General features: G+C 46.3%; 13 protein-coding genes. 8 read left to right on the forward strand and 5 right to left on the reverse strand.

The window, feature by feature from the left end:
• Positions 1–35 precede the first annotated feature (35 nt).
• Together dsbB and nhaB are read right to left on the reverse strand one after the other, a co-directional pair.
• A complete protein-coding gene (gene dsbB / locus T411_RS0101410) occupies positions 36–557 on the reverse strand; it encodes a disulfide bond formation protein DsbB (RefSeq protein ID WP_001221804.1) in 522 nt (173 codons plus the stop codon).
• A 79-nt stretch (positions 558–636) separates the two neighbouring features.
• Entirely contained in the window at positions 637–2229 is a 1593-nt protein-coding gene (gene nhaB / locus T411_RS0101415) for a Na(+)/H(+) antiporter NhaB (protein ID WP_001132255.1), read from the reverse strand.
• A gap of 644 nt (positions 2230–2873) precedes the next feature.
• Between nhaB and fadR the strand changes: the two genes are divergently transcribed.
• Positions 2874–3713 (forward strand): fatty acid metabolism transcriptional regulator FadR, encoded by an 840-nt coding sequence (gene fadR / locus T411_RS0101420; protein ID WP_000234820.1) that lies wholly within the window; start codon positions 2874–2876, stop codon positions 3711–3713.
• A 234-nt stretch (positions 3714–3947) separates the two neighbouring features.
• Here the strand turns inward: fadR and T411_RS0101425 are convergent, their stop codons facing one another.
• Positions 3948–5099, reverse strand: a complete 1152-nt coding sequence (locus T411_RS0101425) for a DUF1887 family protein (protein WP_000974439.1) — start codon at positions 5097–5099, stop codon at positions 3948–3950.
• A gap of 169 nt (positions 5100–5268) precedes the next feature.
• Positions 5269–7260 carry a methyl-accepting chemotaxis protein gene (locus T411_RS0101430; protein WP_001162066.1) on the reverse strand — a complete coding sequence of 664 codons (1992 nt, stop codon included), beginning with the start codon at positions 7258–7260 and terminating at the stop codon, positions 5269–5271.
• 259 nt (positions 7261–7519) lie between these two features.
• On the opposite strand from T411_RS0101430, the gene hinT reads away from it, so the two are divergent.
• From hinT to T411_RS0101465, 7 genes are all read left to right on the forward strand, one after another.
• Positions 7520–7870: a purine nucleoside phosphoramidase gene (hinT, locus tag T411_RS0101435; RefSeq protein WP_000807128.1), complete on the forward strand. Its 351-nt coding sequence runs from the start codon at positions 7520–7522 to the stop codon at positions 7868–7870.
• Between the two features lie 12 nt (positions 7871–7882).
• Entirely contained in the window at positions 7883–9301 is a 1419-nt protein-coding gene (locus T411_RS0101440; RefSeq protein WP_000930348.1) for a COG3014 family protein, read from the forward strand.
• Complete coding sequence (locus T411_RS0101445) at positions 9301–9690, forward strand: YcfL family putative periplasmic lipoprotein (protein WP_001261381.1); 390 nt, start codon at positions 9301–9303, stop codon at positions 9688–9690. The genes T411_RS0101440 and T411_RS0101445 overlap by 1 nt, the downstream gene beginning before the upstream one ends.
• Positions 9691–9742: 52 nt before the next feature.
• Positions 9743–10333: a penicillin-binding protein activator LpoB gene (gene lpoB / locus T411_RS0101450; protein WP_000750164.1), complete on the forward strand. Its 591-nt coding sequence runs from the start codon at positions 9743–9745 to the stop codon at positions 10331–10333.
• Positions 10334–10360: 27 nt separating this feature from the next.
• Entirely contained in the window at positions 10361–11221 is an 861-nt protein-coding gene (locus T411_RS0101455; protein WP_001062354.1) for a phosphotransferase, read from the forward strand.
• A gap of 179 nt (positions 11222–11400) precedes the next feature.
• On the forward strand, positions 11401–11940 hold the full coding sequence (gene ycfP, locus T411_RS0101460; RefSeq protein WP_000587948.1) for an alpha/beta hydrolase YcfP: 540 nt from the start codon (positions 11401–11403) through the stop codon (positions 11938–11940).
• Between the two features lie 357 nt (positions 11941–12297).
• Entirely contained in the window at positions 12298–13587 is a 1290-nt protein-coding gene (locus T411_RS0101465) for an NAD(P)/FAD-dependent oxidoreductase (RefSeq protein WP_000196857.1), read from the forward strand.
• Positions 13588–13699: 112 nt separating this feature from the next.
• Here the strand turns inward: T411_RS0101465 and T411_RS0101470 are convergent, their stop codons facing one another.
• Positions 13700–14236: a GNAT family N-acetyltransferase gene (locus T411_RS0101470; protein WP_000186700.1), complete on the reverse strand. Its 537-nt coding sequence runs from the start codon at positions 14234–14236 to the stop codon at positions 13700–13702.
• Positions 14237–14284: the final 48 nt, after the last annotated feature.

A 14284-nucleotide genomic window follows, 5' to 3' on the forward strand; every position in this document is an offset into this window, starting at 1 on the left:
CTTTTTTATCAACCGGATTGAGCGATGCGATTGGCTTAGCGTGAGGTTTTAGCCAGTTGTGCGACGACAAAAATCGCTAATGCGAGTAAGTTTGCCGCGAAGATAACGACAAGCCACTGTGGCATAGAGAGCGTCAAAAACTGCCATACCACCTTGCTACAGTCACCATACGCTTCAAACAGATTGGGAGCCCATTGGTTGAGCGGAGCCCAAGCCGGGAAGGTGACAAACAGATCGCAAGTACCAAAAGGCGAAGGGTTAAACTGGTAGTTGACATGCTCGATCGCCAGCATCAAACCTTTGTAGCTGCTGGCACCCCAAGCAGCAAAACCGAGCCAACGTACGACAGGGTTTTGTGGTGCAATTGCGCCAATCAAGGCGGCGACACCAATCCCCAGCATAGCGATACGTTCATAGATACACATGACACAAGGTGCAAGTAGCATCACATGTTGAAAGTACATGGCACACAAGGTAAAGAAAACGACAAATGCCAGCAGCAACAGCCAAGATAATCGCGACTGAGAAAAGGTTTTAAGGGAGGATAATATACGCACAGATAGATCCTTGTTAAAAAGAAAAGCTCTGAATACTCAGAGCTTTGTATCTTGGATTAGTTTCAGTTTCAATTGAAATTTAGTGGCCACTTTGCAGTAGTGCATCTGCAGCTGGCGCGACATGATGGCTGATCCAACCTAGGCTATAGAACACTTCAGTCATTGGCTCAAGTAAGAACATGATGCCAATAAAACCAACCAGTGAAAGCGCCAGCGTATAAGGAAACGCCATGATGACCATACGACCGTAAGAGAGACGGATTAGTGGCGCCAAAGCCGAAGTGAGCAAGAATAAGAAGGCCGCTTGACCGTTCGGTGTGGCTACTGAAGGTAAGTTGGTGCCGGTATTGATGGCGACGGCCAACAAATCAAATTGGTCACGTGAAATCATGCCTTCCATCAGTGCGGTTTTTACTTCAGTGATGTAAACCGTCCCCACAAACACGTTGTCTGACACCATGGAAAGTAGACCATTCGCCACATAGAAGAGTGCGAGCTGAGTGCCATGGTCTTCGACATTTAGTACCGCATCAATCACGGGTTTGAACAGCTCTTGGTCGATAATAACTGCAACAATCGAGAAGAAAACCGCCAGCAATGCGGTAAACGGTAGCGCTTCTTCAAACGCTTTACCTAGCGAATGTTCTTCAATCACACCAGTAAAAGCTGTGGCGAGAATAATCACCGACAAACCAATAAGACCAACGGCGGCTAAGTGAAGAGCTAAGCCCACAATCAACCAAACCGCGATAGCACCTTGCACCCAGAGTTTGGCAACGTCTTGGTTTGTGCGGTTTTTGCGCTCTTCTGAGTCAAAATCGAGCAGAATTTGACGAACATTGGCAGGAAGACGAGCTCCGTAGCCAAAAATGCGGAATTTCTCAACCAACATACAGGTCAGCATACCTGCAATAAACACGGGTACGGTAACGGGGGCCATGCGGAGTAGGAACTCACCAAATTGCCAGCCTGCTTGGTCAGCAATGATCAGGTTTTGTGGTTCACCGACCATAGTGGTGACACCACCCAGTGCTGTACCCACACCTGCGTGCATCAGCAGTGAACGTAAAAATGCACGATAGTTTTCTAAGTCATCACGAGTTAATTCTGAAATACCTTCATCATGGGTGTGATCGTGAGAAGAGTGAACACTTTGACCCGAAGCAACCTTGTGATAAATCGAGTAGAAACCCACCGCCACACTGATGATGACCGCAATCACTGTCAGCGCATCTAGGAAGGCAGAGAGAAACGCTGCCGTAACACTAAAGGCTATCGAAAGGAGAACTTTGGAGCGAATGCCAAGCAGAATTTTAGTGAAAATAAACAGCAGCAGTTGCTTCATAAAATAGATGCCTGCCACCATAAACACCAACAGTAGCAATACCTCGATATTGGCAACCAGTTCATGCTTAACTTGCCCCGGACTTGTCATCCCAATCGCAATCGCTTCAATCGCAAGTAAACCACCCGGTTGTAGAGGGTAGCATTTCAGTGCCATGGCCAGAGTAAAAATAAACTCAACCACTAATAACCAACCCGCGAGGAAGGGATTAATAAAGAAGAACACTATTGGGTTAATAATAAGAAAAGCAATGATGGCAACTTTGTACCAATCAGGCGCTTTACCAAGGAAATTCTTGATAAACGCGTTTCCGAGGGACATCGGCATGATGATTACTCTTTAACTGTTGTTATAGATAGACTTTGTGTCGTACCTGCTTTCACCAAAGCATGAGACTCAGTGTGTAGACAAAATCTTTTCAACAGTGATTTAGCAGGAAAATAAGGTTGTTCACCGATTCAATTCCAGCTAAGTCACTCCCTGAGAAAAACAAGCACTCCGTACTTCGACCGCAACTCTACTTGTCGTTACACAATAGTCAACAACAAATATCATGATGATAAAAAGTTACTAAACTTTCGTTAAAAAACGCGATCTAAGTGGTGTAAGCATAACACAAAGTTGACGAAAAATTCATTTAGAAGCCGTGAGTTAGGTGAAATTGAATTTAATACATCTTTACTCCAAAGAAATACCTCTTTCGAGTAAGTTTATTTTGCTAATTAGAAATAGGATAGTGTGAGCTGTGTCCATTTAATTTCAGGTGTTTTATGTAGTCGATGAAAAGAAAAGTGTTTACCAGTCATCTTATAAGCAAAATGTTCACAATGATTCGCTCAAGTTAAATTAGAGTAATTGCACTATGTCTGCTTTGTGACAAGTTTATCGATGCTTGGTTTTCGACGTACACCAACTAGTGGTATGATGAGTGCCATTCGACCCAAATAAAACAAGTATTGGATTAGTCATTAATGGTCATTAAGGCAAAAAGCCCAGCCGGTTTCGCTGAGAAGTATATTATTGAAAGTATTTGGAACGGCCGCTTTCCGCCAGGTTCCATCTTACCTGCAGAGCGTGAGCTTTCTGAATTGATCGGTGTTACGCGTACCACACTACGTGAGGTGTTACAGCGTTTAGCGCGTGATGGTTGGCTCACGATTCAACACGGTAAACCCACCAAGGTGAATCAGTTTATGGAAACATCAGGTTTGCATATTCTTGATACCTTGATGACTCTTGATGCAGAGAATGCCACCAGCATTGTTGAAGACTTACTAGCTGCAAGAACCAATATCAGCCCCATTTTCATGCGTTACGCTTTTAAGCTAAATAAAGAGAGCGCAGAGCGGATCATGATCAATGTGATTGAGTCTTGTGAAGCCTTGGTTAACGCCCCTTCTTGGGATGCGTTTATCGCAGCTTCTCCCTATGCGGAAAAAATCCAGCAGCACGTGAAAGAAGACAGCGAAAAAGATGAGCTCAAAAGGCAGGAAATCTTGATCGCGAAAACATTTAATTTCTACGATTACATGTTATTCCAGCGTCTCGCTTTCCATTCTGGTAACCAGATTTACGGTTTGATCTTTAACGGGTTGAAAAAGCTGTATGACCGTGTGGGAAGTTACTATTTTTCCAATCCTCAAGCGCGTGAATTGGCCATGGAATTCTACCGTCAGTTGTTAGCTGTGTGCCAAAGCGGCGAGCGTGAGCATTTGCCTCAGGTTATTCGTCAGTATGGTATTGCTAGCGGACACATCTGGAATCAGATGAAAATGACGCTGCCGTCCAATTTTACTGAAGACGATTGCTAATCTAGCACTGTTCGTTTTCGTTAAAGAAGCCCGCATTGTCACGCGGGCTTTTTACTATTGAAATTAATCCCAATCCCTTGAGTTTAGTGATGATGGTTATCCCCTTTCTACTTGAAGCTGCAGGGGTGTTGGCTACGTTCGTTCACCCCAATCACATAGCCTCTCTATGCTCATGGGGATGAATTCACTTGCCGCCTACCTGCAACTCCAAGTTGTTTGGGTATAGAGATTGACTTAATTTCCCCCTGCGGCTTTGAACCATTGGGTTAAATGGGTTTTCAAATCTTTCAATTCATCTGGACCAATCAAAGCCAGCCCCAAATCTTCGGCACGCGTAATATCGTTATGGCGTAGAGGGCGGAAGCTGACCAACATAGCTCGAGCCTGTAGACCGCCGAGAAGGTCACGCAGAGATTCGAGTTTGTACAAGGTATCGTCACCGTCATCACGCATCCCTTTGGTTTTACACTCAATAATGTGCAGTTTGTTGTTCACCACGGTCGCCACATCCAACTCGTTACGCACTTCTCTCTCTCCAAGCTGGCGATAGACTTGCACGTTCAGCGAGCGATCTTGAATGGTTGGCATGTCATCTTGGATCTGTTTTACAGTGCTGTGAACTAGGGTTTCTAACCACTCACCATTGGCAAAGCGACGAGCCTCTTCGTTTATGAACGTGAGAATGCCGTTTTCATAACTGGCAATCTTGGCCTCAACCAGATCGCTGAGTAGCAAGTTTAATTCGCGATAGCCTTGCTGTTTGTCAGATAATTCCACATCCAGCTTCTGCTCTTTTCGGCAAGTGGTGGCGAGGTAATTGAGGGTGGCGAGGCCTGGGCCTAATTCCAATGCATTACTCGCCCAGCGTTCGCCAAGCTGATACAACTGCTGATCTAATTGTGGAGAGAGTTGATGCTCATTGAATTCGCCACGCGCACCAAAAATGGTGAGATAGTCGGCAATGGTGATGCGGTCTTGAACTTGAGTATCGTTATTGCCTTCGGGATACAGCCAGCATAAGCAGTCACTATTGGGTTCTACGACAAAAATTGGCCAGTGGTAGCTGCGAAACACTTCGTAAGCCGACAGCAAGCGGTGGCGTAACCCACAACTGGCGTTGAATTTGACCTCTTCACCACGCGCTTTAAGTGTTTCGGCAAGTTCTCGAATCGCACTTTTGATGGCAGAGGTGTTTGAGCCGGCGGGAATTTCAAAGAAGTCTGTTGAGATATTACGCTTGTTTAAAACGTCGCTAAGGCGTTGATAAATTACCGTTTGGGTATGGTCGCCAATAAAAATAATGTGGCGGCTAACGGTTCGATGATCGAGCAGCGGTGTCACTAAGCGAACCGGGTCCTGATCGATAATCCCTACGTGAATAGCCATAAAGTGTCCTCATGATTTGCTTGCATGAGTGGAGGGAAAAGTGGCGCAAGCTTGTTACTCATATAACGATGAGGTGTTGAAAAAACAAGAGCGACTCTGATGAAAAGTCGCTCTTTGTGGAAAAATTGACAGTAAGAGTATCTAGCAAGAGTGCTAGCCGTTCATCGGATTAGAGTTTAAACCTATGGACTAACTCACTCTGTTGGTTGGCGAGTGCGGTCAAATTCGCACTGGTTTGCGCAATTTGTGACATCGCTTGGTAGCTTTCATCCGAGATATGGTTGATATCTTCGATGCTGCGAGCGATCGAGGTGGTGGTTTCGTTTTGCTCACCGGCCGCTTGAGAGATATGCGTACTCATATGGCTGATTTCGATGATCAATGCTTGAATTTCTTCCATGGCACTGTTGGCATGGGAAGCTTGTTCGACGGAGAGTTCCATATCTTGCATACAGCTCTCAATAACCTTACTGGCTAATGAAGAGCTGGATTGCAGATTGCTGATCATCGATTCGATTTCTGACGTCGATTGCGTTGTGCGCTGCGCAAGAACGCGAACTTCATCCGCCACCACCGCAAAGCCGCGGCCTTGTTCTCCTGCACGCGCCGCTTCAATCGCAGCATTGAGCGCCAAAAGGTTGGTCTGCTCAGCAATATTGCGGATGACATCTAAGATAGAGCCGATTTGGCTGCTCATCTTGCGTAAGTCGCCGACCGCCTCGACTGACTCGATTAAGCGTGTTTCAAGTTGACGGATTGTGCTGATGTTGGTGCTCATGATCTGGCGGCCTGACTCCGATGCGGTTTCGACTTGTTGCACCATCGCCAGTGAATTTTGCGCACTATTGGCGACTTCTTGCACCGAGTGAGCCATTTCCGTCATTGCGGCTGCGACGCTAGAGGTCTGTTCACGTTGACTGTTGAGCTTGTTTTGTGCACTCAGTGAGGTCGTTTGGTTTGTCGATGCTGTCGCGGTCAAATCATCGGAGGCACTGTTGAGCTTGACTAAAATGTCGTGTAGGTTATCGGCAAGACTATTGATGTGACGGCTCAGGCGGCTGAATTCGTTGTTGTAGCGAATCTCAATTCGTTGCGTCATATTGCCTTGGGTGAGGCTTTCTAAGGTTTTGAGGATCCGAGTTACGGGTTCACGCACACTGTGCGCAATGTGGTAACCAATCGCAGTTGCCAATAGAACGACGGCAATACCAATCACTACCGCTTTAATCGCACCTTGTTGGTAAACTGAGCCGGCTTCAGCAAGGGATTGGTTCAGGTCGTCGGTCGCCGTTTGGTTAAACGCGCCTAAAATGGTCATTGCTTTGTCCACTTCATTGGCGAGGTTGGCAATATTGTTATAGAGCGCAGCGCGAGCTTGCAGATATTCATTGTGTTGATCCAGTACGCCGCCTTTTTGGCCGATGTCTTGGGTGAATTTCGCGACTGGCTCATCAAAGCGCTCTTTCAACTGCGGCATCTGCGTGGTGAGGCCTCGGTACGCGTAGTTTAGGTGGGTAACCGCTTTTTTGTTTTGATTGACCGCTTTTTCCACAAAGGCGACATCTGAACTGGCTAAGGCATCAGAAGTGATCACTTCGGCATCTTTTAATTTGATGAAGTAGCTTTTGGCCATCACTTTGACCGAAATGCTGTCGTTGTCATCGACAAACTCTTTCATCCCGACACTCAGTTCTGAATGAAGACGTTGGAACTCACGAGTCGACTTTTGCACGGAAGCTTGAGCAGCAAACATGGCTTGATAGTTATCCATGGCGAGGTCAGCTTCACTAAAATAGCGGGTTTCGAGCTGCTTTAATTCCGTGATTGGCTGTGCCAGTTCGGGATGATTCACACTGGCTTGACTCAGTTCCGCCAAAACAGATTGAAAGCGCTGTTTAGACTGAGCAAACTCTTGACGCATACCGTCCATGAGCGAAGTATCTTGCGTAGTCAGAAAGTCTTTAAACGATTTATCGGCAGACAAGAGTTGAACACTCGTCTGATTAGAGAGAGAGACGAGAGGCAATGCAGCGGTTGAAACACTTTCAAAATTGCTGTGAATTTGATTCATGCCACGAAGCATGATGGCGACAGTCACCACAAACATTATGATGATCAGCGCAAAACCGGCATACATACGCCGAATAACGGAACCCTGCATAATTTCTCTCCCTCGAAAATCACTCATTGTTATTAGAATTCATCAAAGACAAATTTGTCTTAAAAAAGTAACAAAACAGTCATTATTGTATTGAGGTTGGGAAACGCGTTTTATGACCAATACAGCAAAAAAAACCTTTCACCAGTGAGCTTGCTCAGGTTCTTTTAACTGTACGGTGTTTTTTATTGAGCTTTACTATGCCTTGACGCATACTCAAGCCAGAAAAATTCTTAATCAAAACCTTTGTATGGAGTACGTCATGGCGGAAGAAACCATTTTCAGCAAAATCGTTCGTAGAGAGATTCCCGCTGATATTCTTTATCAAGATGAGTTGGTCACTGCATTTCGAGACATTCATCCGCGCGCGCCAAGCCATATTTTGATCATCCCCAATAAGCTCATCCCAACGGTCAATGATGTTGAAGTTGAAGATGAATTAGCACTCGGTCGGCTGTTTACTGTCGCCAAAAAAATCGCTGAGCAAGAAGGGATCGCCGAAAACGGCTACCGCTTGATCATGAACTGCAACTCACACGGGGGTCAGGAGGTCTATCACATCCATATGCATTTGGTGGGTGGTCGTCCGCTTGGGCCGCTTTTGATGGGTTAACTTCATTCTCCGATGTTGATGGTGACGAATCACGTGGTTCAATACATTAAACGACCTATACGTAGCCTCACTCTTACTTCACTACTGCTCGCGGGGTGTGCCAATCTCACTGCGGGCAATCTTTTTAGCCATTACAGTGCGCAAAACAGTGATTTATATCAGTCTGTTGCGGCAGGGCAATACCAACAAGCTACGCAGTTATTGCCCGATTATGTCGCCGGTGAAGTGTTAGACAACCTTGAAAAAGGTCGGGTTTATTTTCTTAGCCAGCAATACGCAGAAAGCCAGCAAAGTTTGGCTGCTGCAGATTTGGCGGTTAAACAGCAGCAAGACCGAGCGATCATCTCTGTGAGTAGTACCGCGACCAGTGTGGGTTCGCTGGCGGTCAACGATAACTTGAATGAGTACGAACCTGCCGATTATGAACTGGGCTTTTTGCACCTGTACTTAGGGCTGAATTATGTGCGCAATAATGATCTGGATGGTGCATTAGTTGAAATGCGCCGCGCTAACCAAGTTCAGGAAGCCGCTAAAAAACGCCGTGAACAAGCGTTGTCCAGTGCGGAGCAAGAGATGCGCTCACAAGGATTATCCCCGAACTTAGGCAGTGTGCTTGCACAATATCCAGATGCCGGAAAAACCTTACAAGCGGTGCAAAATGGTTATCTGTTGTATCTTTCGGCGCTGCTTTATGAAGCGGATAATGATTTGAACTCGGCTTATGTTGACTACCGCAGAGCACTGGCGGTTGCCCCCAATAATCCATCGGTTATTGATGGAACACTTCGAGTCGCGTCTCGGCTTGGCATGCAACAAGATCTCAAGCTTCTTAAACAGCAATATGGTGAGCCTAAACGCTTAACCTCTGCGCAAGGCCGAGTCATCGTCATAGAAGAGCAGGGTATAGTACAACCTAAGCAAGCGTGGCGACTCTCTTTACCTTTGTCTGACAGTCGTGGCAATACGGCGCTGTATTCTTTGGCTCTGCCTTATTATTCATCTTCGGTGGCGCAGAGTCGTGTACCGATCAGTCTAAATGGCGCTAGTTTGGCCTCTATGCCAGTTACTGATGTGGATTTGATGGCTAAGCAGGCATTAACGGAGCAAATGCCTGCGCTGGTACTGCGCCAAGCGCTGCGTGTGGTCGCCAAAGACCAATTACGCAAAGAGACGACTCAGGAAGAGGATGTCGCCAATTTAGTGTTTAATATTTGGAATACGTTAACGGAGCAGCCTGATACACGCAGCTGGTTAACCTTGCCCGCCACAGTCAATACGGCCACCCAAGTGGTGAAAGCGGGTGATCAAGTGCTGGATATTGCAGGGACTCACTATACCTTTCATGTTCCAGAAAATGGCACAGTGTTAGTTTGGCTATCTCACCAAGGTAACAATGTGACAATTTGGCATAAACAACTAGGGATACGGTAATGAGAACGTGGCTATTAGCAGTATTAACCGCTTTACTCTTAGTGGGATGCAGTGCTAACACTGCGGGTTTGCGAGTGGATGGCGCATCACAGCAAGTCTTATTTAACGACAGCGCTTTAAGCAAAAGCTTAAGTATTGAGGACATTTCAACCACGGAAGTGGATGGACATACTCGAGGCGTGGTTCGTTTGCAGAGTAACCAAAAAAGCGATGTGCATGTGCAGTACCGTTTTTATTGGTATGACAATGATGGGCTTGAAGTGAATACCAAGTTAAGCCCATGGAAAACCATCATTTTGCGAGGCATGGAAACCGTGTCACTGACTGAGGTTTCGGTGAACCCGAACGGTAAGCAGTTTCGCGTCCAGATCCGCGAAAGCGATCAATAAAAAAGCGGTCGAATAAGCGATCGATAAAAATACGTTTTTAAGAGGAATCACGATGAAAAAAAGTGTCATTGCCCTGCTAGGTTTGGCGGTTATCTTAGGGGGATGTTCGAATAAAGTGAGCTACGGTGATGCGCAAGCGGTAGAAACCGTCAATGTTGACTTTGGTTCGACCGACCTGCAAAAAATTGCTGCAGAAATGGTGGATAGCATGATGATGTCAGGCTCGGTTTCTGCCATCACTCGCGATGGTCGCCCGATTGTGTTTGTTGAACGTATTAAGAACAAAACCAGTGAACATATTGATACCGAATCGATCACGGACACCATAAGCACCAAGATGCTTAATTCAGGCAAGTTCCGTTTCGTCGATATGGATCGTGTTGAAGCGGTTCGCGATCAGTTGAACTTCCAGAATAATGACGAACTCGTCAACCAAAGCACAGCGATCCAGTTTGGTAAGATGGTCGGCGCGCAATACATGCTGTACGGCAATCTATCGAGTATCGTGAAAAACGCGGGTAGTGATAAAGATGTCTACTACAAGATGACCATGCGTTTGATGGATCTACAAACAGGTTTAATTGAGTGGGCTGACGAAACCGAAATCCGTAAGCAACAGTCAAAGAGCTTACTCGGTTTGTAATCCACTAGCACAGGGAAGGAGTTGGTTATGGCAAAGATTGCATGGCGAGAAGCAAGCGCACTGGATCCATCGCTGTTGTCATTAAATCACTTTTTCTCTGTGCCGCCAGAATATGCGCAGACCTTGACCGGAGGTCTCACTAATCGTTGCTGGAAAATCGTTGCGGGCGATCGTGCTTTCGTGTGGCGTCCAGCAACGCCTATTACCAAAGCTTTCTCTATTTCTCGATTTCAAGAGTATCAAATCCTCAAAGCGATTGAGCATGATCATATCGGCCCGAAAGCCGAACTGGTTAATGAACACGGCTTGCTTGTGGAATGGATCGATGGCGAATCACTGCGTGATGGTATCGCTTTTGACGTGGTATTGAAAACGCAAACGCGCATTCATGAGTTGGATATCCATCGCATTCCGGTAGCGCCTTTTAACTATCTTGGTCGAGTTGACCACTACTGGCTACAGATCCGAGATGACCTGAAAACCGATGAGGTTAAAGCGCTCTATGAGCAGTGGCGGTCTGTGCCCAATCTCACCGATGTGGGGCAAGTGCTTTGTCACTTTGATCTGGCTGGCTATAACATGGTGAAAACCGAGCAAGGACAAAGAGTCATCGATTGGGAATACGCCGCCTTGGCCGATCCGCGCATTGATTTAGCGCTGAGTATTGATGTCGCTGGTGAAAACGTACTTGATGCGGTATTCCGTTACTGCCAACGGCGCGAATTATCCGATATCGATGCTTGGGTCTCTGGTGTTCAAGCTTGGCGACCGCGTACCACTATGATGGCAATGCTCTGGTATCTATTGGCTTATCAACTTTGGGCTGACGAACTTTATCGAGATCAGGCGCAGCAACTTGCACAGACTTTGCAGTCGAACCAAGGCTAGCCAAAAGCATAACCAAGCATTACGTGATGAGCGGATGCTGCCGTCAGCGGTAACCTTGTTTGGAGAAATGCGGTTCAAATTCTCTTTACGGTGAAATTCTCTTTACTGATAGTCTACTAGGCTGTTTAAAACCATACTCTTCGTGGTAGATTAAAACCTCAAGGAACGGGGGAGACATTATGATTATTTACTTACACGGATTCGATTCAAATAGCCCGGGTAACCATGAAAAAGTGCTGCAATTGCAATTCATTGATAGCGATGTGCGTTTCATTAATTACAGCACCTTACATCCCAAACATGATATGCAACATCTACTGAAAGAGGTGCATAAGGCGATCGAGCAGTCTGGCGATCCAAATCCACTGATTTGCGGTGTCGGGCTCGGTGGTTATTGGTCTGAGCGGATTGGTTTTTTGTGTGGAATAAAGCAGGTTATCTTTAACCCTAACTTGCATCCTGAATTGACGATGCAGGGGCGCATTGATCGCCCAGAAGAGTACGAAGACATCTCCACCAAATGCGTTGAAAAATTCCGAGCGAAGAATCAAGGTCGTTGTCTGGTGATCCTATCCCGTCAGGATGAAATTCACGATAACCAGAAAACCGCGCAAGAGCTACAAGACTATTACGACATTGTTTGGGATGACACTCAAACGCATAAATTCAAAAAAATCTCTCATCATTTGCAAGCGATGAAAGCCTTCAAAGCGGCTTAGTTTCCCTAAGCGATGCGATCTTGAACAGCCTCTTTTAGAGGCTGTTTTTACTTATCCAAACCCACAAAAAATCTAATGAGAATGGCTTAATCTGTGGTTGCGTGATGAAATCAGCCCTATATAATGACCAGCACTAAGATTTGTTGATAAATATCAAAATAAATTGAGAGCGAGTGGAAAACTTGCCGATTATTTGTGTTAGCGCAGCTTTTTGCTGCCGAGTAACGTGCCACTGAGAGTAACCAAACCTCACCCAAGTCTGCTGGATGTTAAACGCATCATGGCGATAACAGATTCCCTCAGCACGAGCAATCGGGCTGGATAATAATTATTCATCTTTATTTGAGGATTGTTGTTGTGACACGAATTATCGTTGTAGGTGGTGGCGCTGGCGGTTTAGAGCTGGTGACCAAACTGGGTCGCACACTCGGGCGCAAAGGTCGAGCCAATGTAACCTTGGTGGATCGCAATTCAAGTCATCTCTGGAAACCTTTGTTGCATGAAGTGGCAACAGGTTCATTGGATGAAGGCGTAGATGCGCTGAGTTACCGCGCACATGCGAAAAATCATAGCTTCGATTTCCAGCTCGGTAGCTTAGCGTCGATTGATCGTGAAAGTAAAACGATCACGCTCAGTGAACTGAAAGATGAGCATGGTGAGCTGCTGATGCCAAAGCGTGATTTAGAATACGATATTCTGGTATTAGCGATTGGCTCGACGTCTAATGATTTCAATACTCCGGGCGTGAAAGAGCACTGTATTTTCCTAGATAGCCCAGAGCAAGCAAACCGTTTCCGTACGGAAATGAACAACGAGTTTTTGAAGCTGCACGCGAAAAACGGTCAAGGTTCTGTGGATATCGCTATCGTTGGCGCGGGCGCAACAGGTGTTGAGCTATCGGCTGAATTACATAATGCGGTCAAAGAGTTACGCACTTATGGATTTGGTGACCTCGATTCAAGCAAGCTGAACGTGAACTTGATTGAAGCGGGTGAGCGTATTTTGCCAGCACTGCCACCACGCATTTCGGCGGCAGCACACCAAGAGTTGACTAAGTTAGGCGTCAATGTACGCACGATGACCATGGTGACCAAAGCGGAGAAAGATGGCCTGACGACCAAAGATGGCGAAAAGATTTCTGCGCACATCATGGTTTGGGCTGCTGGGATCAAAGCACCTGATTTCATGAAAGACATCGCAGGCCTTGAAACGAACCGGATTAACCAATTGGTCGTGAAAGGCACACTACAAACCACACGTGATGATGACATCTTTGTCATTGGCGACTTAGCCCAGTGCACACAGGCGGATGGCAAATTTGTACCACCTCGCGCACAGGCGGCGCACCAAATGGCTTCACTGGCATTTCGTAATATTGTGGCCAAAATGTATGGCCGCGAGCTCAAAGCTTACGTTTATAAAGATCATGGCTCACTGGTTTCCCTCAGTCGTTTCTCAACGGTCGGTAGCCTAATGGGTAACTTAACTCGTGGCTCTATGATGGTCGAAGGGCGTATTGCTCGCGTGGTGTACATCTCTTTATACCGTATGCACCAAATGGCGCTGCACGGCATGATTAAAACCGGTTTGATGATGTTGGTGGGGCGTATTAACCGCGTTCTGCGTCCAAACCTCAAGCTACACTAATCATGTTAGATAGAATCAAGCGGCACTCGTAGCCGCTTGATTTTTATATGTCCCCAAACGAAAGGGGGGCCGTTAGGCGGTCAGTCAGTGTATGTCTATCAACATAGACAGGCTATGGAATTAAAGAGAACACAATGCCGGCTTTCGGCTCGCCAGCATACAAAAAGCGGTTGGGTGCTAACTGCTCTCGATTGGCGCCACAGCGCAGCGCTAATGCCTGACTGGGTACATTTTCCGGATCACAAACGATCTCCAAACGTGTTAATTCCAAACGCTCAAAACAGAATAAAATCAGCGCAGTGAGTGCTTCCTTACCATAGCCTTGTCTTTGATAACGATCCCCAATCCAATACCCCAGACTGGCCATATTGAAAGTATGGTAAAACTCATTAATCGCCACCATCCCGACTAAGGTTTGCGTTTGTCGTTCAAATACGCCAAATCCATAAGCTTCGGCTTTAACCCAATTAAGTCGTGTGGCTTGAATAAACTGCTCTGCTTCTTGCTGGCTAAACAACGCATGACACCAATCCACCCATTGATGAAGCGTTTGTGACTGACGAATACACTGTACCAACTCTTCAGCTTCATCGGCAGTGATGAGGCGAAGCTGCAAGCGTTGAGTGACGATTTGAAAATCCGGAGTCATGGTTTATTCCTTTATCTTTTTATGTATACCCAAACGACTTGGAGTTAG

The sequence above is a fragment of the Vibrio cholerae ATCC 14035 genome (assembly GCF_000621645.1).
Classification (GTDB): domain Bacteria; phylum Pseudomonadota; class Gammaproteobacteria; order Enterobacterales; family Vibrionaceae; genus Vibrio; species Vibrio cholerae.

What these genes read in the sequence shown, in the direction of transcription:
- T411_RS0101440 (WP_000930348.1), top strand. Translation starts at nt 7,883, where the DNA reads ATGTTGATGGTGACGAATCACGTGGTTCAATACATTAAACGACCTATA.
- hinT (WP_000807128.1), top strand. Translation starts at nt 7,520, where the DNA reads ATGGCGGAAGAAACCATTTTCAGCAAAATCGTTCGTAGAGAGATTCCC.
- fadR (WP_000234820.1), top strand. Translation starts at nt 2,874, where the DNA reads ATGGTCATTAAGGCAAAAAGCCCAGCCGGTTTCGCTGAGAAGTATATT.
- lpoB (WP_000750164.1), top strand. Translation starts at nt 9,743, where the DNA reads ATGAAAAAAAGTGTCATTGCCCTGCTAGGTTTGGCGGTTATCTTAGGG.
- T411_RS0101455 (WP_001062354.1), top strand. Translation starts at nt 10,361, where the DNA reads ATGGCAAAGATTGCATGGCGAGAAGCAAGCGCACTGGATCCATCGCTG.
- T411_RS0101430 (WP_001162066.1), bottom strand. Translation starts at nt 7,260, where the DNA reads ATGCAGGGTTCCGTTATTCGGCGTATGTATGCCGGTTTTGCGCTGATC.
- T411_RS0101470 (WP_000186700.1), bottom strand. Translation starts at nt 14,236, where the DNA reads ATGACTCCGGATTTTCAAATCGTCACTCAACGCTTGCAGCTTCGCCTC.
- ycfP (WP_000587948.1), top strand. Translation starts at nt 11,401, where the DNA reads ATGATTATTTACTTACACGGATTCGATTCAAATAGCCCGGGTAACCAT.
- T411_RS0101425 (WP_000974439.1), bottom strand. Translation starts at nt 5,099, where the DNA reads ATGGCTATTCACGTAGGGATTATCGATCAGGACCCGGTTCGCTTAGTG.
- nhaB (WP_001132255.1), bottom strand. Translation starts at nt 2,229, where the DNA reads ATGCCGATGTCCCTCGGAAACGCGTTTATCAAGAATTTCCTTGGTAAA.
- T411_RS0101445 (WP_001261381.1), top strand. Translation starts at nt 9,301, where the DNA reads ATGAGAACGTGGCTATTAGCAGTATTAACCGCTTTACTCTTAGTGGGA.